17 protein-coding genes are annotated in these 24,142 nt (G+C 64.6%); 1 reads left to right on the forward strand and 16 read right to left on the reverse strand.

Annotated elements, in window-relative coordinates; translation table 11 throughout:
• Window positions 1-200 precede the first annotated feature (200 nt).
• Entirely contained in the window at window positions 201-1,076 is an 876-nt protein-coding gene (locus AC1PME_RS06345; protein ID WP_481097643.1) for a hypothetical protein, read from the forward strand.
• Window positions 1,077-1,190: 114 nt separating this feature from the next.
• On the opposite strand, the gene AC1PME_RS06350 is transcribed toward AC1PME_RS06345, so the two are convergent.
• From AC1PME_RS06350 to AC1PME_RS06425, 16 genes are all read right to left on the reverse strand, one after another.
• A complete protein-coding gene (locus tag AC1PME_RS06350; protein ID WP_481097644.1) occupies window positions 1,191-1,586 on the reverse strand; it encodes a hypothetical protein in 396 nt (131 codons plus the stop codon).
• 20 nt (window positions 1,587-1,606) lie between these two features.
• Window positions 1,607-1,963: a hypothetical protein gene (locus AC1PME_RS06355; RefSeq protein ID WP_481097645.1), complete on the reverse strand. Its 357-nt coding sequence runs from the start codon at window positions 1,961-1,963 to the stop codon at window positions 1,607-1,609.
• Window positions 1,964-2,087: 124 nt separating this feature from the next.
• The gene (locus AC1PME_RS06360) at window positions 2,088-2,618 is read right to left on the reverse strand and encodes a hypothetical protein (RefSeq protein WP_481097646.1); all 531 of its coding nucleotides are present in this window, start codon (window positions 2,616-2,618) and stop codon (window positions 2,088-2,090) included.
• A gap of 371 nt (window positions 2,619-2,989) precedes the next feature.
• Window positions 2,990-3,238, reverse strand: coding sequence for a SymE family type I addiction module toxin (locus tag AC1PME_RS06365; RefSeq protein WP_152245103.1), 249 nt, complete (start codon window positions 3,236-3,238; stop codon window positions 2,990-2,992).
• A gap of 431 nt (window positions 3,239-3,669) precedes the next feature.
• Window positions 3,670-4,344, reverse strand: coding sequence for a hypothetical protein (locus AC1PME_RS06370; RefSeq protein WP_481097647.1), 675 nt, complete (start codon window positions 4,342-4,344; stop codon window positions 3,670-3,672).
• A 1,370-nt stretch (window positions 4,345-5,714) separates the two neighbouring features.
• A complete protein-coding gene (locus AC1PME_RS06375) occupies window positions 5,715-6,482 on the reverse strand; it encodes a DUF1883 domain-containing protein (RefSeq protein WP_481097648.1) in 768 nt (255 codons plus the stop codon).
• Between the two features lie 485 nt (window positions 6,483-6,967).
• A complete protein-coding gene (locus AC1PME_RS06380) occupies window positions 6,968-7,489 on the reverse strand; it encodes a hypothetical protein (RefSeq protein ID WP_481097649.1) in 522 nt (173 codons plus the stop codon).
• Between the two features lie 99 nt (window positions 7,490-7,588).
• The gene (locus AC1PME_RS06385) at window positions 7,589-8,134 is read right to left on the reverse strand and encodes a hypothetical protein (RefSeq protein ID WP_481097650.1); all 546 of its coding nucleotides are present in this window, start codon (window positions 8,132-8,134) and stop codon (window positions 7,589-7,591) included.
• A gap of 310 nt (window positions 8,135-8,444) precedes the next feature.
• Window positions 8,445-10,295 carry a glycoside hydrolase family 35 protein gene (locus tag AC1PME_RS06390; protein WP_481097651.1) on the reverse strand — a complete coding sequence of 617 codons (1,851 nt, stop codon included), beginning with the start codon at window positions 10,293-10,295 and terminating at the stop codon, window positions 8,445-8,447.
• A 135-nt stretch (window positions 10,296-10,430) separates the two neighbouring features.
• On the reverse strand, window positions 10,431-12,773 hold the full coding sequence (locus AC1PME_RS06395) for a GH92 family glycosyl hydrolase (protein WP_481097652.1): 2,343 nt from the start codon (window positions 12,771-12,773) through the stop codon (window positions 10,431-10,433).
• A 129-nt stretch (window positions 12,774-12,902) separates the two neighbouring features.
• Complete coding sequence (locus tag AC1PME_RS06400; protein ID WP_481097653.1) at window positions 12,903-14,345, reverse strand: glycoside hydrolase family 125 protein; 1,443 nt, start codon at window positions 14,343-14,345, stop codon at window positions 12,903-12,905.
• Window positions 14,346-14,515: 170 nt separating this feature from the next.
• Window positions 14,516-15,958 carry a family 4 glycosyl hydrolase gene (locus tag AC1PME_RS06405; RefSeq protein WP_481097654.1) on the reverse strand — a complete coding sequence of 481 codons (1,443 nt, stop codon included), beginning with the start codon at window positions 15,956-15,958 and terminating at the stop codon, window positions 14,516-14,518.
• Window positions 15,933-16,868 carry a carbohydrate kinase family protein gene (locus tag AC1PME_RS06410; protein ID WP_481097655.1) on the reverse strand — a complete coding sequence of 312 codons (936 nt, stop codon included), beginning with the start codon at window positions 16,866-16,868 and terminating at the stop codon, window positions 15,933-15,935. Before AC1PME_RS06410 ends, AC1PME_RS06405 begins: the two co-directional genes overlap by 26 nt.
• On the reverse strand, window positions 16,865-18,241 hold the full coding sequence (locus tag AC1PME_RS06415) for an APC family permease (RefSeq protein WP_481097656.1): 1,377 nt from the start codon (window positions 18,239-18,241) through the stop codon (window positions 16,865-16,867). Before AC1PME_RS06415 ends, AC1PME_RS06410 begins: the two co-directional genes overlap by 4 nt.
• Complete coding sequence (locus tag AC1PME_RS06420; protein ID WP_481097657.1) at window positions 18,238-20,157, reverse strand: beta-galactosidase; 1,920 nt, start codon at window positions 20,155-20,157, stop codon at window positions 18,238-18,240. Before AC1PME_RS06420 ends, AC1PME_RS06415 begins: the two co-directional genes overlap by 4 nt.
• Window positions 20,158-21,046: 889 nt before the next feature.
• Window positions 21,047-24,028 carry a TonB-dependent receptor gene (locus AC1PME_RS06425; protein WP_481097658.1) on the reverse strand — a complete coding sequence of 994 codons (2,982 nt, stop codon included), beginning with the start codon at window positions 24,026-24,028 and terminating at the stop codon, window positions 21,047-21,049.
• Between the last annotated feature and the right edge of the window lie 114 nt (window positions 24,029-24,142).

Consider the following 24,142-nt stretch of genomic DNA (forward strand, 5'->3'; position numbering starts at 1 on the left):
GAGGCAAGAGGTTGCCAACGCCGTTGCGCGGCCCTGGCGATCTTCGATGGCGGTACCTTGGTCGACGAGCAGCATGGAACGCTGCTCGTGGTGGTAGGCTTCACGCGCAACGGGGCTCATGCGTCACGGATGTCTGGTGACGGCAGCGCTTAGCGCCATCCTCAGTTTTCCTGCCGTTACGCGCTATATCTGGGGGTGGCGTGAAAAAGTACCTTCCCGTTTCTCTGGTCATTGTCGCCCTCATCGCAGGGCTGATGGTGCTTGGCGTTGTCGGAGGCGAGAAACGGGTTGGCGATCTCAGCGGCGATGAGGTGTCAATTCCCTCTGCAGTCGAACCCAGGGAAACGCCAAGCGACAGTATCCATGTCGAATCTGGTGTCGCCAGATCGCGATCGGCGGAATATCTGTCCAGGTTTGAAGCAGTAAAGGATAAGGCGTTGCGTGGGGATGCAGCGGCTCAATTGGAGCTATCCCGGATGTACGATCGCTGCTTCTCCGTCAGCATGTCTCGGCAGCAGTATCTCTCCGGTGTGGATGCCATGGCACTTCAGGCGGGCAAGGCTGCAGCCGCCATGAAGGCAACTGCCAGGCGCATTGCAGACGACTGCGCGTTGGTTGAAGGTGGTTCTCCCATTCCGCTGGATGCGCAAAAGGAATGGTTGAAGGCATCTGCGGCTTCAGGGAATCTGGCTGCAAAAATAAGACTTCATGTGAGATATGCGGGCGAGGCAAGGGAGAGTGTTGCCGATCTGGTGCAGGCGGCGGTCGAGAGGCGAGATTCCGAAGCGATGTTCGAACTTGCGGATCTGCTGTCGAATCAGTCGTCCGAGGCAGAACTGGGTCCCTTTGAGGCCGTTGCTGGGGATGAGACATCCGCATATGCCTGGGGAATCGTCGCGTGTCGGATGGGTGCGGAGTGTGGTGCTGGATCGGCGGTCATTGAAGGGTCTTGCTTGAATGGTGCCTGCGCCTCGAACTACGAGCAGTTGGTTCGCAGAGACCTGTTGCCCAATGGAGAGGGTGAGCGCTTGGATAGAAATATAGCGCGCATAGATTCTCTGCTTGGTCGGAAATGACCGTGCCATCCAATTGATGGGGTTTCGCCTTCGCAAAGTGGGGATGGCGGCATCGTGCGTACCTGGTGGTTGCGTAAGTCCCGCCACGGAACCGCGCCGGCTCGGCCTGACGGGCTAGTCGCCCGCCACGAAGTAGACCATGCGCCAGCCCTGATCCGTCTTGGAGAAGCCTTCGCGGTAATCGATACCGGCGTGCGTCGGGCATTGAATCAGGTTCTTGTCGACATACCCGCATGCGTGCGCCGTGAGCCGGGCAAGCGTGCGCAACTCGGATGGCGACGTGCGCCAGCTCTGGATGGCCTGGTCGGCATCGCCGTCCCCATCGAAGCTCCGGACGAACTCCTGCACCATCAGCCTGCGAAGCGCCTGCAGATCGCGGTGCGCCGCTGCCCGGTGGACGGCAGCGATGGCCGCGCTCGCGTTCTTCGGGAGCTTGGGATTCGGCGCACTGGCCAGAGCGGCGATCGGCGACAGCAGGGCGACACAGATGGCGGCTTTCAGGATCGTCATTGGAGTCGCACGGTGTGTCGTCATGGTTTCGCGAGCGCAGCGCCGCACTTCCGGCATTCCGTGCGCGCCTGCCGATGGCCTTGTGGCGCGTTGAGCGCAGCACAGGCGTCGCAGAAGCGCGTCAAGTGAATGCTCTGCCAGAGTCCGTAGCCCACGACGGCGGCCGCAAAGACGAGAAACAGGGGCGGGGCGCCGGTCGCCCAGAAGAAGACCAGCATCAGTACATTCGTCGCGATGCTGCCAACAATGAGTACGCGCCGCTTTAGCGGCGCATTCTTGTTGAAGTTGAAGAACGCCAGCGCCAAAAGCCCGATCGCGGTCCAGAACCCGAAGAGGTAGGGATAGAGTTTGTTCAACTGTTGGGGTGTGAGGTGCATGGATGTCCTGTCCGGATGCAGATGTGCTGGTCGAAGTCTAGGGGCTGGCGAGATCAGGTGCGCGACGGTACGCGGTGCGATTCCCTGGTGTCATCGCTTGGAGGCTGCTGGCCCGGGCGCGTAATCAAACGCCTGCATCGCGCTGCGGAAGTGCGGCGCCGCAGGACGAGCAGAAACGATCCGCGTGGTCCACGTGGTGACCCGACGGGCACTTGGCAACGCTGAGCAGCCAAGGCTTGCGGTAGAGGGAGTACAGCATCGAGAAAGCCATGCCATAGAAGAACATCCAGTGCCCAGAGAATCCGCGCAGCAGGGTGGGTGTCACGCCTTGCACTTTCGGTTGGTCGCTCGTCAGGTGCGCGACGATCAAGAAGTTCACGATGGCGTAGGCGAACAGGCCGTAGGTGGCGTAGCGCATCCAGCGGGGAGATCCCGCCAGCGAGCGCTTCCAGCTATGGCGGGATTTCAGGGTGTGCTTGAGCCGCAGGGAAAGCAGCACGGTCGGCAACCAGACGATGAAGACGCCGAAATGCATGGCGAAGACGGCCTCGCCGCCTGGCGGCACATAGCCGGCAAGCGCCATCACGTGGACGATGAGGCTGAGGACGAAGCCGAGGGCGGCGAGCACCATCAGGGGGAGCAGGAGCGCGATCATGCGGTGGCTGCCATGTGAGTGTGGTGCGTTAGGGCGACGGCCCTAGGGCGGTCACGTGAATGGCCGGGCTGTCGACAAGTTTACAGAGGGAAGTCCAGCCTGAACCCTGCCGTCGCCGGCCGGCCAGCGCGCAGACTACTATCGCCGCTTCGTGCTGGATGCGATCGACCCGGACGAGACTGCAGCCATTCGCCTCAATTTGCAGCGGCAAACGCGCACTCGAAAAAGACCGTTTTCGAGAGGCGGTTGAAGGCTAGCTTGGCCGTCGAACTGGCCCTGCACGTAGGGGGCGGCCGCGGAAGGTCAGAGCGGCAGTAGAAGCAGAAGAGGGAAGTGCACGCTGCCCCAGTTTTCCGTTGGCAACGGCCGTATCAGCCCTTGCTGGCCACGCTCACCACCAGTTCGCCGTCGCGCACCTGCACGCGCAGCGTACTGCCAATGGTGAAGCCCAGTTCTTCCATCCAGCGGCCGCCCAGGCGCAGTGCGGGCGTGCGCTTGCCGTTGGCGGAGTGGCCGCAGCCGACGGTGCACTGCTGTGGCGGGCGTGGGCGGCGGGGAGGTCGCGAGGCGCGGGCAAGATCGGCGGCGTTGGCGGCGGCGACCTGTTCGGGTGTCAGCATGGGGATGAGCGACGACTCGACGATCGTCCACTGCGGGCAATGGCGATGCTTGTGCGACTTGCGCTTGCAGGGAGCGGCGGGGCGGGGTGACGGTTGACGCATGGCACAGCCTCCTTGGCAGACAGAAACCCGCGCCGAACGGCGACGGGATGTCGGGAGGTTAGAAACCGCACGTAGCCGGCGGGCTTATTTCCCCGAAGGGTGTTGTATTCGCCGCCCTCCCGACGCAGAGAGCGCCTCGGAGTGTGCCTGCGAACAGGCACAAAAAACCCACCGGTTTGACGGAGGTGGGTGCCGCTACGTGAGGAGTTTCTACGCTCCTTGGAGAGGATGGTGCTACTGGTTTTTGAGGATGTCAACTGCTTTCGGCGAGTGAAGTTTTCTAAAGTGAATTGACTCCGGCTATGCAAACGCCTCTGCTTGAAAAATTTCTAGGTGCGGCCGCCAGAAACTCTATAAGGTCTAAGCTGAAGCTTTCCGGTCGCGATATCTTGAGCAAATTGTTCAGCAATCTGTGGGGCCTTGCTCTCTAGCTCCGCAGCTATTGTTGCCAGATACTGAGCATGTCCCTTGAGTTTGTTCTGCTCTTCGACAAGGTTGGATATTGGCATCAAGGCGTACTTTATGTTCGCATCATCGCTCTTCTCAAAAAATGTCGCGTCTACCGGTGTCTTTTGCTTGTCCAGGCTTGCGGTGAAGAAGATAAAAGCGTCATGGCCAGGAACCCTGCGGCCTGCCCAGTGAGCGAAGATATGACGAATTTGGCGATGCTGTACGAAGATCTCTGCGGCTTTCAAAATTCCTTTTGCTAGATCAATATTCCAAGTGCAACTGTCAGCGCTAGCTACAAGATGATCTAGTACGTCCTTTTCGATGAGTTTTAAAGCAAAGGCTGTGGGTTCGCCGAGTCTAATGTGGGTGAGGCAATTGACCACGCGTCGCGATTCAAGATCTGCGATGCAGTAGGTCTGAATAAACGTTCCAATCAGTTCATAATCTTGAGCTGAAAGCGGATCAGTGTCACTTATTATATGCCCAAGAGACAGTCTTGCCTTGAGCAACCCGTCCGTTGCTGGGGCGCTGCGGTTCAGTCTATGGCCTTCCATGACGGCTCCAAGAGTTTAACGCTTAAACTAGGCGGCGTCGCTAAGCGGCCTTGGCTTAATGAGCTGTTAGCCATCGGCCCCGCCTCCTTTTTTGGAAATATAGTCTCTGACCTCATCCGGGCGAGAAGTGATTAAGCCAAAGAGGATGCCACAGTAGGACGGCAAGACGAGGGACATTGCAGAGGTCAGGGTTGGGTGGAGGGCCAAGAAAACCAGGGTCAGGGTGCACTTTCCCTGCGGAGAGTCTGGACGTTGCCCGCTGGGAACGGTTGTTCGAACGCACGAAGCTGACTAGCGCGCAGACCACTATCGCCGCTTCGTGCTGGATGCGATCGACCCGGACGAGACGGTGGCCATCCGCCTCAACTTGAAGCGTCAACATGCGCTGGGCAACGACCATTTCCGCGAGGCAACTGAACGCCAGCTTGGCCGTCGAGCCGGCCCTGCACGAATCGGGCGGCCACCGAAGGTCAGATCGGTAGTACAAGAAGATGGAAGTGCACTGAAGATGGAAGTGCACTCTGACCCCTGTTTTCCGGTCGGGTTCACTTAAAAGTTGACCTGCCCCCATTGCTCGCGAAAGCTGTGGCTGCGCTGAGTGGGTCCATGATACCTAACACCTGAATTAAGCCGCGCCGCGAAGCGGCGTCGGCTTGAATGAATTGTTAGGCCGCTGACTAGAGGTCAACTTCTAGGTCAATCTCGTCCACGCACGTTTGAGGGCGGGAATGATTGGCTGCCGTTATCCACGGCCCATCTTTGATAGTGATAGCAGACAAGCCTTCTATGGGGATGCAGCGCCAATTCTTAGGTGCGTCTGGGATGATTGGGCCGCTGCTGCTCGTACCGCCGAATTGATAGAACAGGGCTTGCTCTCTCCCGTTCTTACGTCCGATCACATGAGGGCACATTTCTCGGACGTGGCCCTGGTATGTGGCCACTACGATTTGCTTATTTGCGATAGCGTTTCGGATAAGGTTATACGTACTATTGCTCATGCTCTACTCTCCGTGTGAAGTGAAGCAATAAAAAGCGACCTAACTACTATTCGGCGATAAGATCGTGTGTGACTGGCGGGGTCAGGTTCACTTATCTTTGAGCGGATGCTTTACGCGGGCGGCACGCGGGCATGATGCCTGCGAAGTACTTGACCTTAGCTTGGAGCGCGTAACTGATTAGGTTTACTTAAGAGGTCAACCTAACCTCGTTTTTGGCGCAGCATCTTGGAGGGAAGTGTACTCTGACCCCCTGTTTTCCGTAACAAGATAGATGAGTTTTTAAGTGAATATGGCCGCCTGAACTATCCGGGAGATGGCGCTTGAACTAAGTCGCGCCGCAAAGCGGTATCGGCTTGAATGAATTGTTATGCCTCAATTGCTCTTGCTCTCTAGAAGCTCGGCGATCTCAGTAGCGATTTCTTCCACAGTGTGAGTGGCAGTACTTCGAGCAAGCTTGTCCGCCAGTGAAGGGCTGAAGTCAATAACCTGTTGCTTGGTAATGTCGTGCCAAATTGGAAGAAGTATTTGTTCGCCAGATATGGTACGAGTGACGATTCCATCTAGCTCGTAGTTGGTCCAGCCCTTTGAAATGAAGGATGGTGAGAGAACAACAAGGCCGACGCGGCTACTGGCCAAACCCTTGTCGATTTTTTGCCTGAGGCTGTCGCCGATCCTAAGAGTGAACTCGTCGTACCAGACTTTCAGTCCTTTGCCGATAAGAGCGCTGGCTAGCGATCTGACGATAGAGTCTTTGTCTTCAGATGCGTGGGAAATGAAGACGTCATAAACCTCAGCGCTTGCCGCAACTTGCGGCGGAAGGTCTCTAATTAGGCTCGGAACAGATGCAAGAGGTGCTTCTCTGATTTCCGGAAGTGGGCCTGGTAAGATCTTGACTGAGGCGCGAGTGCTGCCACGAAGTCCTTGCATATCCACCGCGACGTACCAGTGCCCGGATGTTGGAATCTGAAGCCGGATGGGGGATTGCTTCGCGAGACCGCCGATAAAGCGATGGGCTCTACCATTCTTGTAGCTGGAGAAATCGGAGCTGCTCATCAGACGCACATTTGCGCCATTTGTCAGAGTTACTTCGACGATTTCGCCGCTCTTACGATTTCCTAGGTCGAACTGCAGAAATTTCAAGGGTGACGCTCCGATTGAGGTATAAGGCCTGAACTAAGCCGAATTGTGCAGTGAGGACGAAAATACAGCGGGATTTTTATGCTATGTGTTGCCTTAATGAAGTAAGTTCGATTGAATGAATGGTTAGCCCGCGCTACGGATACGGACGTGGATAGTCTTAGCTAGATTTGAGTTGAACGAATCCGGCTCCAAGTCTCTGGGTTGCTCCTCTATGACGGTTGCCATAATCGCGTCGACGGCGGGGCCAAATCTTGGAAAGTGAATCTCTAGTCCGCAGGGGCAGCGAAGTAAGTACTCATCGGCTGGCTGGACATACTTTTCGATCATGCGTGCGCAGCCGGTGTGCGTGAACTGGTATGCTCCGAAGGAGATCTCACGATCCTCGTTGGGATCGTAGACAACAAGTTCTACGTTCATTGATGCTCCATAAGAAGCCTAACCTGAATTAATCCTTGCCGCGAGGCGGCGTCGGCTTGAATGGACTGTTAGTCTTCACCCGACGGTCCGCCGAAGTAGAAGCGCCAGTATCCTTTGTCACGCGCGGCGTCCTTTTGCCAGATACTGGCTTCAGTGCCGAACATTTTGGCTCGACCAGAAAGCTCTTCAATAATCCCTTCGGAGCTCGCGCTAATGCCGCGGTACGATCTCAAGTGCGCTGCTGCGCCAGCTATTAGACACGCGTCTGATATATCAGAATCATTAGCGTCACAGAATTCGTCAGACGTGAGAATTAGAAATGCCATCCTCTCGACAAGCGAGACAAGTGGTTCTGAAAGAGATTGATTGTTTCTAAGGCGCTCTACAAGTTGGAAGAACTCGGGCAGCACAGGGGCGCGGCTCATCTCGGACTCACAGTAATCGGTTACGGCGGTGATCTCATCTGGAGTGCAATCTGAAAGGTGCCGTGCCCAAATGTTGATCCAAAGTGCCTTACTGCTCGGCAAGCCCCACTTCTTGTGGAACCTTTCGTAGCTTCGTCCCAATGAAAATTCGATACCCGAGTTCATAGTCGTAGATTTCTACTGGATACTTGAGTGAGGTCACGCCTGAATTAAGCCGCGCCGCGAAACGGCGTCGGCTTGAAGACTTGTTAGGCGCCATTCTGCTTACCAGTCCATGTTGCCGGAAAGGTCTTGAAGGAAACTGCCCATGGCGTCCGACCATCTATAGACGTCAAGCGCGACTCTCCAGTCGTTCTTGCCTTGAGCGCCGGACAGTTGGCAGATCCCATTCCAATAGGAGTACAAGTAGCGCGGAACTGTGCTTCTGGCATTTTGAAATACAAGAGAGAAGTTCTTCGCATGGATGATCTTGTTACATGATTCACGTAGAGAGAGGTTAACCTCGCCGCCAAGTACACTCCCAATGCCCTTGCTTCCAATGCAGGCACGATCAAGATCATGCAGATACTCGCGGGACACCAGCTGTGTTGCGGTGTCTTGCATTACACGGAATTTCGCAGCTATCTCAATGAGGTCATTGCTGATGAGATAGCGCATTCTAGTGGCGTATCCATCCCAGTCACTAGAAGGAGTTGTCTGTGTTCCTTGATATTGCTGCTCCCTGCGTGAGAACTCCTTGTTCCCAGCAATAATGTGCCGAAGAAGGAAAAGCTTCTCATCAAGTCCCACGAAGTCGAAGCTATGTGTCATGGTGCCTAACTACTATTTGGCGACAAAGTTGTGTGTAAAAAAACAGGTGTGTAGCGCGCCCATATTGCTACCTTTCGAAGCAGCATGGTGTCCCAAATCCAGTCTTTTGCCAGGTTAGTTGTCGCCTAATTTTGCGTCTAACCCCACAGCCATTCCCCAGTGCATCCCTCACAAGGCAAACGCTACTACTTTTTGACGGTCGTCACAAGTTAAAGGCCGCTCGGCGTAACCGCCGGCGGCCTTAATTTGTAGACAAGTTGTTTGACCCCACGCCATCCGGATTTACCGGACGGCACGCTCCGCGGTTAGGTCAGTTACTGGGGGTACTCCAAACCTGCCCCTTAATCCCACGCACGCTCGCATCCGCCGAACTATCCAAATCAAACACAATCACACTGTTATCCCCCTTCCGCTGCCACGGCGCCGGAAAATACAACGCCCGCTGCGGTCCGATATTCCAGTGCCGGCCCAAATTGTGGCCGTTGGCCCAGGCGAAGCCTTTGCCGAACGCGCGCATGTCCAGGAACGTATCGGCAGGCGTGCCGATCTTTACCGTGCCGCGGTGGAAGGCGGGGCCATCGATCTTGGCCGTGGTCCAGCCGGTGAGCTTGCTCGGGTCGTCCATCGGCAGGGGGAAGGTCTGCCAGCCGGTGAGGGGCTTGCCGTCGAGCAGTACGGGGTCGACCAGGCCGGCGTGGCCGTCGGGCAGGTGGGCACCGTAGTTGATGCGGCCGGTGTTCTCCACCAGGACGTCGAGGGTGTGGGTCCCGGCGGGGATGTCCACGTCCACCGCCACTTGCTGCAGGCGGCGCTCGGCGCTGCCGGCCAGTGTGCGGTCGACGTAGACGCGGGCGTAGTCGCGTACCTCGCCCAGGTACAGGCTGCCCTTGCGTGGACCGGTGACGGTGGTGCGGTAGAGGATGTAGCCGTAGGCCTGGCCGTAGCGCTCCATCGGCTGCGGGGTGTCGGTGGTGGCGGCCGGGGCGGGCAGGTTGTCCCAGAGCGACGCGGATTCGCGCAGCGGCGTGGCCGGCAGTTCGGCGAAGGGGATCGGCTTGGGCAGGGCCGGCGGCGTCGTACCGGTGACGCGCTGGATGGCGTCGCGGAACAGGGTGAACTTGGGGGTGGGGCGGCCGGCTTCGTCGAGCACGGCGTCGTAGTCGTAGCTGGTGGTCTGCGGGGCGTAGTGGTCGCTGGGGTTCTTCTGGAAGTTGGCGCCATTCATGAAGCCGAAGCTGGTGCCGCCGACGAACATGTAGATGTTGGCGGAATGGCCCTGACGCAGGATCCATTCGAATTCGCTGGCCTGCTTGGCGCCGTCGGTCACGGCGTGCTTGCTGCCCCACTGGTCGAACCAGCCGGCCCAGTATTCGCCGACCATCTGCGGTTGCCCGGGGCGGAACTTGGCCAGGGTCTCGAAGGCGTTCTTGGCGTCGCCGGGAGCGAAGTTCACCACGGCCAGGGTGTCGGGCAGGGTGCCGTTGGCGAGCACGTCGGGGCCGTCGGCGGTGAACAGCAGTGCTTTGTCGAAGCCGGCGTGGACGAACATGTCGCGGTTGAGGCGCATGTAGGCGTGGTCGTCGCCGTAGGAGCCGTATTCGTTCTCCACCTGCACGGCGACGATGGGGCCGCCGTTGCCGTTGAGTTGCGGTTTGACCTGGGCGGCGAGTGCGTCCAGGTAGGCTTGGCTGGCGGCAAGGAAGCGCGGGTCCTGGCTGCGTACGCGCATGCCAGGTTCGGCGAACAGCCACGCCGGATAGCCGCCGGCTTCCCACTCGGCGCACACGTACGGGCCGGGCCGTAGGATCACGTTGAGGCCTTGCGCGGCGGCTTCGTCGACGAAGGCGGCGATGTCGTTGTTGCCGCTGAAGTCGAACTGGCCCGGCCGCGGTTCCACCAGGTTCCAGAACACGTAGGTCTCCACCGTGTTCAGGCCCATCGCGCGCGCTTTCTGCAGGCGGTCCTTCCAGTAGGCGCGGGGGATGCGCTGGAAGTGGATGGCGCCGGAAATGACCTGGTACGGCTTGCCGTCGCGGATGAAGTGATCGCCCTGGGTGGCGAAGGCGGGCCAGGCGGCGCTGCTGTCGGCAGCGCGCACGTGGGTGGCGGGCAGGGCGAACGCCAGGGCGAGGGCGAGAGCGGCGAGGGTCGTACGCGGCATGGGGGATTCTCGAAAAAAACGGTGCGATTGCGACAGTAGGACAACAGGAGCGCGCGCCGTATTGCATCGGGTCACGCACAAACGCGGATGTGGGGACTCAACCAATCCCGATTCCCCAATCCCCATTCCCGGCCTTCAAACAAACGAGGGCGGCAAATCGTCCTTGCCCGCACCGAACGCGGTGTTGGGCTTGGGCCCCATCTCCAGCTCCAGCGTGCCGCCGGCGGCCAGATCGGCATGGCGCAGCCAGCTTCGGGTGTAGGGCTTGCCGTTCCAGCGGACGCGTTGGATGTAGACGTTGGCCGGGCTGTTGCCGTGGGCGACGATGCGCAGGGTGCGGCCGTGGCCCACGTCCAGTTCGGCGCGCTTGAACAGCGGGCTGCCCAGCACGTAGTTGGCGCTGACCGGGTCGACCGCGTACAGGCCCAGTGCGCTGAGCACGAACCAGGCGCTCATCTGCCCGCAGTCCTCGTTGCCGGACAGGCCGTTGGGTGCGTCGTGGTATTGCTCGCGCAGCAGCCGCCGCACCATCGCCTGGGTCTTGTACGGCTGCCCGGCGTAGGCGTAGAGGTAGGCGACGTGGTGGCTGGGTTCGTTGCCGTGCGCGTACTGGCCGACCATGCCGTCGATGTCCGGCGGTGCGTCCGCCGGCAGCTCGGAGCTGGTGGTGAACAGTTCGTCGAGCTTGGCGACGAAATTGTCGCGTCCGCCGAACAGCTCCATGTAGCCGTACAGGTCGTGCTGGTTGAGGAAGGTGGCCTGCCAGGCGTTGGATTCGGTGAAGTCGCGCCACTGCGCGCTGTGGCCCATCGCGCGCGGATCGAACGGGGTGGCCCACTGGCCGTCGCTCAGCCGCGGCTGCACGAAACGGCTCTGGCGGTTGAACACGTTGCGGTACTGCCGCGAGCGTTCGCGCAGGCGCTTGGCATCGTCGTCGGCGCCCACCGCCTGCGCCAAGTGCGCCACCGCCCAGTCGTCGTAGGCGAATTCCAGGGTGCGGCTGACTGATTCGTCGACCTTGTCGCAGGGGATGTAGCCCATCGACCGGTACAACCCCAGGCCGTGCACGTCGTCGTCCATCGCGCGCTTCCGCCAGGCCGGGTACGCCGCCTTCCAGTCGATGCCGGTGAAGCCCTTGGCATGCGCTTCGGCCAGCACCACGGCGGAGTGGTAGCCGATCATGCAGTCGGTTTCCACGCCCTGCAGCGGCCAGATCGCGACGCCTTGCGGCGATTCGTGGGCGCCGCGCACCAGACATTGCACCAGGTCGGGCACGCGCTCGGGCTGCACCAGGGTCAGCAAGGGATGCAGGGCGCGGTAGGTGTCCCACAGCGAGTAGGTGCTGTAGTTGTGGTAGCCGGCCGGCGCCTGGTGCACCTGCAGGTCCATGCCGCGGTAGCGGCCATCGGTGTCGCTGAACAGGGTCGGCGCGATCAGGCTGTGGTACAGCGCGGAATAGAAGATGCGGCGCTGCGCGTCGTCGTCGCTGTCGATGCGCACCCGCCCCAGTTCCTTCTCCCATTCGGCCACGGCGGCGGCATGCACGCGCGCGAAGTCGAAGTCGGGCAGTTCCGCGTCGAGGTTGGCCAGGGCGTTCTCGGCGCTGACCGCGGAAATGCCGACCTTGACCAGCAGCGGCGCCTGCGCGGCATCGGGGTAGTGCAGGGCCAGTTTCAGCCGGTTGCCGTCGGCGCTGCGCGCGCCCGCGGCCAGCGGCTGGTCGTCGGTGTACAGCTGCGCGCTGGCGAAGGGCCGCGACAGGCGCATCGCGAAGTAGATGTAGCGGCCCTTGGCCCACTGGTAGACGCGGCGGCCGCCGGTGACGGTCTGCGCATCGACCAGGCGCAGGCTGGCGTCCTCGACGCGGGTGGGGATGTCGGGCTTGTCCTGCATGCCGTGGCACAGGTCCAGCAGCAGGTGCGCCGGCTTGCCCTTGGGGAAGTGGTAGCGGTGCAGGCCGGCGCGCGCGGTGGCGGTCAGCTCGGCATGCACGCCGCTGTCCTTCAGGCGCACGCGGTAGTAGCCGGGCGAGGCGGCTTCGTCGGCGTGGTCGTAGCGCGAGCGGTAGCCGGCGTCGGGGTTCTCGCGCGTGCCGGGCTGCAGCTTCACCTCGCCCACGGCCGGCACCACCAGGAAATCGAGCATGTCGCCGACGCCGGTGCCGGACAGGTGGGTGTGCGAGAAGCCCATGATCGAGCCGTCGTCGGCGTGGTAGCCGGAGCACGCGTCCCAGTCGGCGTTGTAGGTATCCGGGCTCAGTTGCACCATGCCGAACGGCAGCGTGGCGCCGGGGAAGGTGTGGCCATGGCCGCCGGTGCCGATGAACACGTCGACGTTGCGGGTGAGGTCGGCCTTGGCGCGCGCATCGGCCGGCAGCGCGTAGTTGCCGGCGCGTGCCTGCGCCAGGCGCGCGATGCCGCTGCTGCCGAACAGGGCCAGGGCGATGGCGCCCTGCAGGAAACCGCGTCGTGTGGCCATGGTGCTGTCCTCGGGGTGTGCGGCGGTGCGGTGGGGGGTGTTTGCTGTTGTGGGAGGGACTTCAGTCCCGACGGGCCTTACCGAAGAAGCGTCGGGACTGACGTCCCTCCCACAAATACAGTGATGGCGTCAGGCCTTCAGCAACTGCGGCTTGCGCTGATGCAGATCGATGATCAGCTCGCCGAACAAGGTGTTGGCCCAGGCGAACCAGTCGCGGGTGAAGGTGCTCGGGTTGTCCTTGTCGAAGGCTTCGTGCATGAAGCCGGTGCCGGCGTCGGTGGTCTTCAACCACTGCAGGCATTGGCGGATCTGCGCGTCGTCGTCGCTGGCCAGGGCGTACTGCATCAGCGACATCGGCCAGATCGTGCCCAGGCCGCTGTGCGGGCTGCCCACGCCTTCGGCGGCGCGGCCGCGATAGAAGTACGGGTTGCGCTCGCTCCAGGCCAGTTGCCGGGTGCGCAGGAACAGCGGATCGCGGCGATCGCAGCAGCCCAGGTAGGCCAGGCTCAGCAGGCCGGGGGCGTTGGCGTCGTCGATGAACAACTGGTTGCCGTAGCCGTCCACTTCATAGGCCCAGAACGGTTGGCCGTCGGCGTCGCGCATCTGCCCGAACTGACGGGTGGCGGTCTCGACCTGGTCGGCCAGAGCGCGGCACTCGCCGGCGAAGGCGGCGTCGTGGTGCAGTGCCTCGCTCATCGTCGCCAGTTGCCGCAGCGAGGTCACCGCGAACAGGTTGGCGGGGACGAACAGCGGATACAGGCAGGCATCGTCGGACGGGCGGAACATCGAGTGGATCATGCCGTTGGGCCGGGTCGGTTGCCCGTAGCCGTCCAGCACCAGGGTCTCGGTGGCCAGCGGCGAGGGCCGCTGGAAACTGTACGGGCCGCGGCCATGCAGGCGCTGCTGTTCGCGGAAGGTGCGCACCACCACGTGCATGGCCTCGCGCCAGTCGTCGTCGAACGGCGCGGCATCGCCGCTGGCGCGCCAGTACTCGTGCGCCAGGCGGATCGGATAGCACAGCGAATCCACTTCCCACTTGCGCTCGCCGACGCCGAGCTTCATCTCGGTGATGTCGGCCACCGACCACTTCAGGCGCTGGCTGGTGCCGTCGGGCAGGAAGGCGTTGGCGTAGGGATCCAGGCGGATGCAGGCGGCCTGGCGCTGGATCAGCCCATGGAACATGCGCCGCAGCGCCGGGTCGCGCTTGGCCAGCGGCACATAGGGGTGCACCTGCGCGGAGGAGTCGCGCAGCCACATCGCCTCGATGTCGCCGGTGATGACGAAGGTATCCGGCTTGCCGTTGCGGGTGCCGGTCTCGACCGTGGTGTCGAGGGTGTTGGGGTAGCAGTTCTCGAACAGCCAGGCCAGGCGCGGGTCGCCGATGCCGGCCTTGACCGTGCGCAACTGGCGCTCGACCGCGGTGCTGACGAAGCGGCGCTTGCCCGGCGGCGGCCGCTTGCTGGGCAGGGCGGCGGAGGCCGATGCCGCGGCGGCGGCCGGCAATGCCCCGCTCAGCAGCGCGGCGCCGGCGCTGGCGCCGAGGAAGTGGAGGATGTCGCGGCGGGTGGGCATGGCCTGGAACGCTCCGTGGAATCGACGAACGCTCCCCGCGCAGGGCCGGCACCCGGAGGCGCCGGCCGTGGCCGGGAGGATAGGCTGATGGTACCTATAACGGACCAATTTGCGACGACCTTACAACGTGTGGCCGTCCGATGCATCCTGCGACCGCACAACCGCCCGGCTCAGTGGGGGTGGTGCGCGCCGTGCCAGTGCATCGGTCCCGAGCACACGCACTCGCTGTCGTCGTCGCCGTTGCCGGCATGGCCGAACAGGGCCTCCAGCAGCCGCCGCGACGGGCTCCATTCGCCGATGGCCGGGTGGATCAGCATCGCCTTGCAGGCCTCCAGGTGGCTGCCGCTGAGCGCGGCGTCGATGGCGGCGTGCTCGTAGGCCTTGACCGTGCGCACCAGGCCCTGGATCGCCTCGGGCATCGGCCGTGCCGGCAGCGGGGTGATGCGGTCGCGCTCGATGGTGGAGGAGATCTCGACGATGTCGTCGTCGGCCAGTTCCGGCATGCAGCCCTGGTTGCGCACGTTGACCACATGCCGCCCCGGCAGCGCGCCGGTCAGCGCGCTCATCACGTCCACGGCGATGCGGTGGTAGCCGGTGCTGGCGCGGAACGGGTCCGGCTGCGGCGCGAGGTCGTCGGCGAAGGCCGAGCCGGCCTCGGCCTCCAGCCGCATGTACGAGCCGGAGCGCTGCTGCAGGTAGGCGGCGTAGGTCTGCACCGCGCCGCTGCCGTCGCCGGCGTTGAGGCGGCTGCGCAGGTCGGCGATCAGGGTGTGGTTGAGCTGTTCGATCTCGCTGCCGCGGCTGGCGCCGCTGGCGCGCTGGTTCTCCAGGGCACGACTACGCTCGTAGTAGAAGTACAGGTACTCGGTGGGAATCAGCCGCAGCGTGCGCAGCATGTCGAAGTCGAACAGCGGCGCCAGGTACAACTGGCGCAGGATCGCATCGTCGGCCAGGATGCGGTCGAGCACGTCCTCGCCGCGCACGCGCACCGCGCGGATCCAGCCCAGGTGGTTGAGGCCGACGTACTCGCAGTCCACGTCCGCGAGCGGCTCGCCGATCGCGCGGGCGATGTTGTGGAACAGTTCCACCGGCGTGTCGCAGATGCCGACCACGCGCGCGCGGGTGTGGCGGCTGATGGCCTGGGTGATCAGCCCGGCCGGGTTGGTGAAGCTGACCAGCCAGGCGTCGGGGCTGAGCCGCTCCACCATCCGCGCCTGCTCGATCGCCACCGGCACCGTGCGCAGCGCCTTGGCGACGCCGCCGGGGCCGGTGGTTTCCTGCCCGGCGTAGCCGTGGCGGATGATGGTGTGCTCGTCGGTGGCGCGCTGATGGATGCCGCCGATGCGGATGCTGTTGAGCACGAAGTGCGCGCCGTCGATCGCCGCTTCCGCCGAGCTGGCCGCGTTGACCTGCAGCTCGCCGCCGAACTCGGCGACCACCGCGCGGCCCAGCGCGACCATCAACGCCAGCCGATCCTGGTCCGGATCGTAGAGCACGATCTCGCGCGCGCCGAGCGCTTCGGCGGCATCGTTGACGCCGTACACCACCAGCGGCGCGCGCACGCCGCCGCCGCCGATCAAGGCGATTTTACGGTTGGGGAAAGAACTGCTCATGGAGACTCCTGAGACGTGGGGGATCGGGAAGGCCGTCGAGCGCGCCGAGCGCGGTGCAGCAGGCGGCGCCGCACAGGCAGCCGCGCTGCGCGCAGGCATCGAGGGAAGCGTGGTCGAGCAGCGCGTCGATGAAGCCGGCATCGAAGGCGTCGCCGGCGCCGGTGGTGTCCTGCACGGCGACCACGGGCGCGGCGACCAGCCGCGCGCCGGCCGCATCCACCACGCAGGCGCCGGCGCCGCCGAGCTTGATCGTCACCTGCGCCAGGCCCAGCGCCTGCGCCCAGGCGGCGCAGGACGCGGTGTCGTCGCCCGTGCAGCCGGCCAGTGCCGCCTCCTTCTGGTTGGGCAGGAAATGATCGACCGCGCGGCAGGTGGCGTGGTTGTCCGGATCGCCCAGCCACGCCGGGTTGAAGCCCACGTCCAGCGAGGTGCTGCAACCGGCCGCGCGCAATGCCGGCAGCAGCGTGCGCGCCAGCGCCGCCGGCAGCGGCAGGGCGAAGTGCACGTGGCGCGCGGCGCGCATCGCCTCCAGCGCGGCGGCGCTGCGCAGCAGCGGTTCCAGCTCGGCATTGGCGCCGGGGTAGGTGAAGAACGAACGGTCCTCGCGCAGCGACACGCTGGCGGTGACGCCGGTCCCGGCGGGATGGTCGACCAGGCCCTCGGTGCCGACGCCGAAATCGCCCAGGCGCTGCGCGAACCAGGCGCGGTCGCCGGCGCCGATCGCGCCGATCAGCGTGACCTTGCGCCCGAGCCGGGCCAGGCCGCAGGCGGTGTTGACGGTGCCGCCGCCGAGATCGCGGTGGTAGTGCCGCGCCATCGCTTCCTCGCCCGGCCCGGGCCAGGTGGTGAAGCCGCTGAAGATGTGGTCGAGATAGACCTCGCCGACCACCGCGACGTCGTGTGTTTTCATTGCTGGAAGGGCCATGCTGCCTCGCGTTTGGCCTGGATGAGATAGAGCGCGGTGCCCGCGCACAGCGCCAGCACCGCCGCCAGCAGCCGCGGCAGCGGGCTGGTGGCCAGCAGCGCCAGCCAGCCGCAGACGCTGATCAGCAGCGGCCACGGATACAGCGGCATGGCGAAGCTGGCGCGACGCCGCGGCCGCCGCCGCAGCAGCACCACCGCCAGGCATTGCGCCAGGAACTGGAACAGGATCTGGATGATCATCAGCGTGGCGATCAGGTCGTCCAGCGATAGCGGGCAGGCCAGCGCCGAGGTGATGCCGACGAACAGCAGCGACACGGTGGGGAAGCGCCCGCGCGGGTGCAGCCGCGCGAACACGCCGAAGAACTGGCCGGCCGCCGCCGCCGCATACGGCACCCGCGAATAGCCCAGCAGCACCACCAGCGCCGAGCCCCAACTGGCGAGCACGATCAGCGCCACCGCCACGGTGCTGCCGGCGGGGCCGTAGATGACCTGCATGAAGTCGGCCACCACCGCCTTGGACTGCGCCGCCTGCCGCCACGGCAGCACGCCCAGCACGGTCACGTTCAAGCCCAGGTACAGCACCGCCACGATCGGAATCGACCACAGCACCGCACGCGGAATCGTGCGGCGCGGCTTGCGGATCTCGCCGCCGAGCATGCACACGTTGTTGTAGCCGCCGTAGTCGTACACCGCGATCAGCGCCACCGCACCGAAGCCCAGCCAGAAGCCGTGCGGCGAGGCCGGCCGCGCCTGCAGGAACTCGCGCGCCAGCGCCATGTCGAAATGCAGCGCGCCGCTAAGCACGATCCACACGCAGGCGGCGATCACCACCGCGCTGACCAGCAGCGACAGCAACTGCACCGAGCGCACCTGCCGGTACAGCAGCGCGGTGTTGAACAGGCACAGCGCCATGGCGATGCCGGTGAGCGCGGTGTGGCTCAGCCCCGGCATCAGGTAGGCCAGGTATTGCGCGCAGCCGACCGCCGCCGCGGCCACCGACAGCGGTGCGGTCAGCAGCGTCTGCCACAGGTACAGGAAGCCGAACAGGCGCCCGGCGCGGTCGCGGCCGTAGGCCTCGCGCAGGTAGTGGTACGGCCCGCCCGAACGCGGAATCGCCGCGCCCAGTTCGGCCCACACCAGGCCGTCGCACAGGCACAGCAGCGCGCCGACCACCCAGCCTAGCAGCACCGCCGGCCCGGCCAGCGCCGACAGCGCCAGCGGGATGGTGATGAACGGGCCGATCCCGATCATGTTGAGCAGGTTGGCCGACAGCGCGCTCCAGAACCCCAGCGTGCGCGGCGGCGCGCCCTGGTCCGTGGCGGACGGGGAGGGCGCGACGGGGGCGGCGAGCGACGTCATGTGCATGCACGATCCTGCGGGGAGGGAGGGGGAACGAAGGCCTGCGTTGCAGGCGCGGGCACCAGGCCGTCGGCGCAGCGCACCAGGCCCGGCTGCAGGCGGTGCAGATCGAGCACCAGCACTTGGTTGGCGCCGGCGCGCAGCCAGGCGCCCGGGCAGTACAGGCACTGCTGCGGGCCGATGTCCCAATAGCGGCCGAGCAGGCGCCCGTTGACCCACAGATAGCCCTTGCGCCAGTCGCGCATGTCCAGGTGCACGTCGCCGGGCCGGTCCAGGGTGAACGCGGTGGCGAAGAACAGGCCCGGGCGCTGCGGCGGCGTCTGCAGCTTGCGCAGCGACGGCGTCGGGTCCGTGTCCAGCGCCAGCCCGCGTACCTCCCAGCCGTGCAGGTCCTGGCCATCGAGCCGCACCGGACCGAGCAGCCCCTTGCGATCGCCCAGCGCCGGGCCGAAGTTGATGTGGCCGAAGCTGTCGACCAGCACGTCCAGCTCGCGCGTTTGCTTCTGCGCATCGGACAGGCGCAGGTGCGGCGCGCTGTGCAGGCGCGGATGCCGCATCCGCGACACATGGCCCAGCTCGCGCCCGTCCAGATGCACCACCGCGTAGTCGTGGACCTGCCCGAGGTGCAGCGTCCGGCCCGGCGCGATCCGCCGCCGATACAGCACCAGTCCCTGGTCCTGGCCGAGCAGGCGCTGGTTGTCGCTGGGGGTCTCGGTCTGCAGCGCGGGACCGAGGTTGTCCCACAGTGCGGCCACGGGCTCGGCCTGCACCGCGTCGAAGTGCGCGCGGCGCGGTGCGGCCGGTGGCGGCGGCGGTGGCGTTTCCGCCTGCGCAGCGATGATCTTGCGCAGCGCGAAGTACGCCGGCGTGGCGCGGCCGGCCTCGTCGATCGGCGCGCCGTAGTCGTAGCTGGTCAGCGCCGGCTGGAATTGCGAGCCGTCGTCTTCGGCATTGGCACCGGCGCTGAGGCCGAAATTGGTACCGCCGTGCACCACGTACAGGTTGAACGAATAGCCGGCGGCGGCGATGCGGCGCAGCAGCGGCGCGTAGTCGCGGCGCGCGAACTGCGGCTCGCCCCAATGCGTCAGCCAGCCCGGGTAGCCCTCGGACACCCACACCGGCGCCTGCCCGGCGAAGGCCGTGGCCGCCTGCAGATCGAGCAGGTCGGGACCATCCAGTCCCAGCGCCGCGCCGGGCAGCATGGCCTGGCGTCGACGCAGATCCTTGAGCCCTTCGGCCAGCGAGAACGGCCCGTCGATGCCATGTGCCCGCCACAGCGCGGCCAGCGCCTGCAGATAGCCGACGTCGCTGCCGTGCATCGAGTATTCGTTTTCGATCTGCAGCATCAGCACCGGCCCGCCGGCGCTGGCCATCAACGGCGCGATACGCGGCGCGATCGCCCCGATGTAGCGTTCCACCGCGGCCATGTAGCGCGCATCGTGGCGATCGCGCAGGCGGATGTCCGGCGTGCGCAGCAGATATGGCGGCAACCCGCCCAGCGTCCACTCCGCGCACACGTACGGCCCCGGCCGCAGATACACCCACAGTCCCTCTTGCTGGCATAGCCGGATGAACCCGACGAAATCGCGCTCGCCGCTGTCCAGGTCGAACTGCCCGGGTGCCGTTTCCAGCGCATTCCACATCAGGTACAGCGCGATGGTATTCAGCCCCATCGCCTTGGCCATGCGGATGCGATGCAGCCAATCCGCCTTTGCGATCCGCAGCGGATGCAGCTCCCCACTCCGGATCTGCCACGGTTGCCCGTCCAGCGTGAAACGCCCCTGCGCGAAGCCGAACGTATGGGGTTTGCCATCAGGGATGGGAGCTAGCCTTGGCGTAGCTGCGCGCAATATCGGCATCGCTGCCAATCCGAGCGGCGCCAGCAAACCGAACCGGCAGAACGCGCGGCGCTTCATTGCTTGCTCCAACTGGGACGTGGCTGTTGCTGTGGTTGCTGTTGCTGTTGCTGTTGCTCTTCAGCTGTTGCCTTTCCCGGGCCCCCTCCGCAGCGGCGGAGCTGGCGGGTAAAACCCCCCGCAGGGGGGCGGCGCACAAGGATGTGCGCCGTTTTCGGCCGGGGCAGGGCTCGCCGGGAAAAGGCGAAGCACTGCTTCGCCCCGGCGGGCGGGCTGGCGCCGTGAGGCGACTGCCCCGGACTTGGCTGCGAAGCAGACAAGCCCCGTCCGAAAATCCCGCCAGCGGAACGAACCCGCGCAGCGGGCGCGAAGGCGGGGTGTGCTTGATCAGCCATTCGGCTGCTGTGAAGCGGCTTCTTTTGGTTACTTTTCTTTGCACAAGCAAAGAAAAGTGACTCGCCGCCAGGCGAAAGCTGTTGCTTTTGATGGCTAACCCAGGTGACACCGGTAAAGCCCGTCGGGACTGAAGTCCCTCCCACAAAAAGCGTGGTGCAGTCGAAGTCGGTAAGGCCTGTCGCGGCTGAAGCCGCTCCTACAACAGCCAAGGCGCGCATTGCTCGAGTGGGCCGCCGATGCAGCCTGATGCAGGCAGCACCGGTAAAGCCCGTCGGGACTGAAGTTCCTCCTACAAGAGCCATAGTCCAGGCTTTGTCGGTAGAGCCTGTCGCGGCTGAAGCCGCTCCTACGACAGCCGCTACGTGCGTTGATCGGGTGGGCTGCCGATGCAACCTGATCCAGGCAGCATCGGTAAAGCCCGTCGGGACTGAAGTCCCTCCCACAAAAGGCCTGATCCACGCGGAGTCGGCAAGGCCTGTCGGGACCGAAGAAGCTCCCACAGAGATCCTGGCACCTCTCCGCGATGGCATCCCAGTGCGCACGCCGCCGCGCCCTAGAACGCGTACTTGACGGTCAACAACGTCATCATGCCGGCGTCGACGATGTCCGACACCGCCAGATTGTGCCGGCCCACATGTCCCCAGTAGCTGTATTCCTTGGTGAGATTGGAGATCGACAGATCCACATTCACCCCGTTGTCGAACCGATAGCCCGCGTGCAGGTCCACCCGCCGCGTCGGCCGCGCCCACAGGTCGTCCCACGGCGCGTTCTGGTGCAGGAAGTCGTAGTTCAGCAGATAGGAACTGCTGAAGTGGTAGCTCAGGTTCACCGAGAACTTCGAATGCTCGTAGAACAGCTCCAGATTGGCCATCGCATTCGGCGCCGACTGCATCTGCTCGTCTTCGAAGCCGACCATGCCCAGATCGGCATGCGCATGCTGGCGCGTGGCGTTGGCACTGACGCCCAGCCCGTCGAACGGCGCCGGCAGGTCCTGGAAGCGCTGCCGCGCGCTGACCTCCACGCCGTAAACGCGGCCGTCGCCGCCGTTGGTCGGCATCTGGTAGAACACCGTGCCGCTGCCGCTGGTGCCCGAATTGGCCTGGCCGGAGCCGGCGTCGTAGATGTAGTGGTGCAGACGCTTGTAGAAGCCGGCCACGGAGAAGAACCCGCCATGGTCGGTCGCCCACTCGCCGGAGAGGTCCAGGTTGGTCGAGGTGATCGCCTTCAGGTCCGGATTGCCCTGGGTGATGGTGGTGATCGGCGGCACGGCGTTGGAGACGCTGATCTGGCTGCCGCCGCCCAACTGCACGAATGCCGGCCGCGTATAGCTGGTCCACAGCGCCGCGCGGTAGGTGGTGGCGCTGTCCGGGCGCCAGGTCAGGAACACGCTCGGCAGCGGCTGGTCGTAGTGCGTGCTGTTGGCGGCGAAGTAGCCGACCTGCTGGTTGCCGTCGCTGTCGGTGGGCGTGGTCCAGAAGGTGTTGTGGATGCTGGTGTGCTCGAAGCGCACCCCGGGCACCACTTCCAGGCTGCCGAAGGAGAAGGTCGCCATCGCGTAGGCGGCGCTGACCGCCTCGGTGCCGCGCATCGTGTTGCAGTTCCAGTTGTTGACGTAGAACGCGCTGCCGCAGGTGTCCAGGTCGTCGTCGGTGAGGTGGTTGGCGATGACCTGCGCCACCGCGCCTTCGCTGACCCGCGGCGTGGCCCAGTGGTACTTGCCGGGGAAGATCGCCGCGTAGCCGCCGTTGAAGATGCCCAGGTCGCCCAGCGTGCTGGCGTCGGGCACCGGCCCGGTCCACCAGTCGCGGTTGCTGTAGTGGCGGCTGCTCTTGCTGTACTTCACGCCGAACTGCAGCGCGGTCAGCGCGCCGTCGGCGAAGTCGTAGCGCGCGTCGAACTTGGCGCCGCCCTTCTTCTGCCCGGAGTAGATCTTGGTCGATTCGCCGTAGCTGCTGGCGTACAGCGAGGGGATGTTGTTGACCTGCGCCAGCAGCGCCGGGGTCAGCTGCGGGTAGGGGAAGGCGCCGCTGCCGTAGCGCATCAGGCTGCTGCCGGAGTAGGCGAAGTTGGCCTGGCTGAACTTGTCCTCGCGCCCGTCGATCTCGATGTGGTCGGGGCGGTCGTTGTCGCCGAAGCTGTAGAACAGGTTCGGCGACAGCGTCCAGTTGCCGGCGGTCTTGCGCGCGCCCACCTGGAAGGTGGCCAGGTCGGCGATTTCCGGGTTGGTCTCGTACCAGAAGCGTGCGGCGATGCGGTTGATGTTGGGCGAATACACGCCCGGCGTGGCGCTCGGCACGAAGCTGACGTCCTGCGGCAGCAACTGCACGAAGGTGGTGCCCTGGTCGGTCTTGGCGTAGGCATAGGTGGCGCGCGCATACACCGACAGGGTCTCGTCCACGTTCCAGTCGAAGGCGGCGTTGCCGCCGTAGCGGCGCTCCCAGCCGGCGACCACGCCGACGTTCATGCCGGTGCTGGTCAGGTTGTCCTGCGGCGCGTAGCCGGCGGCGTTGCTGCCGTCGGCATTGGCGTGCAGGAAGCGCCAGGAGCCGTCGTTGAGCGCGCTGGTGGCGGCGGCGACCTCGCTGTTGGTCGAGGTGCGGTAGTCGTAGTAGGCGCTGGCGTAGAAGCCGAACTGCTGCTCGTCGCCGAACTTGCGCTGGAAATCGCCGGCCAGGCCACCGCCGAGGCCGTCGCCGCCGTAGTCGCGGGCGCGGCTTTCGACGCGGCCGCTGGCGGTGATGCTGCCGCTGCTGGCGTCCTTGAAGTCGTAGGCGGTGGGCGTGCGGAAATCCAGGGTGCCGCCGATCGCGTCGCCGTCCATGTCGGCGGTGGAGGTCTTGTTGGCGACGATGGTCTGCAGGCCCGACGGCGGCAGCAGGCTCAACTGCACGCTGCGGCTGTACGGCATGCCCTGGGCGACGGTGACGCCGTCGATCAGGTTGACGTTGTATTCGGAGGGCAGGCCGCGCACCGAGGCGAACATGCCTTCGCCGCGGGCGGCGCCGTCGACGCCGCCGAAGTAGCCCGAGCCGCTGTAGGTGATGTTGATGCCGGCGATCAAACCCAGCGCCTCGGCGACATTGTGCACGGCGGTGTGCTCGAGATCGTTGGCCGACAGCACGTCCACCGTGTTCGACGCGTTCATCTTCAACGTGCTGGCGTCGTAGCGGTTGACCGCCACGCTGATCGTCTGCAACTGCTTGGCCTCGTCCAGCGCGATCGACACCGTGGCGGCGCCGCTGTCGGCGACCTGCACGGTGGTTTCCGGGGCGCTGAAGCCGGGATAGTCCAGTTGCAGCGCGTACTGCCCGGCCGGCACGTCGGCGATGACGAAGCGGCCCTGCGCGTCGGTGACGGCGCTGAGCGCGGTGCCGGCGATGGCGACCTTGGCGTGCGCGGCGGGCTTGCCGCTGCTGCGCTCCTTGAGTTCGCCCAGCACGGTGCCGGCCAGCGCAGGTGCGGTGGCGGCGAGGCCGGTGATGGCCAGAATGGCGGCGCACAGCGCCTTGCGCTTGCAATACGGATGGGTTGCCACGTGTCACCTCGCTGATCGTGATCGATGCGGGCACGCGCCGAAGGCGACGCGCCGCTGCGTTCCTGGAAGGCAGACACGGTGGACGGAAGGCGCGCGCGCTCGGACCGCACGCCG

This window comes from Xanthomonas sp. NCPPB 901, from assembly GCF_056725085.1.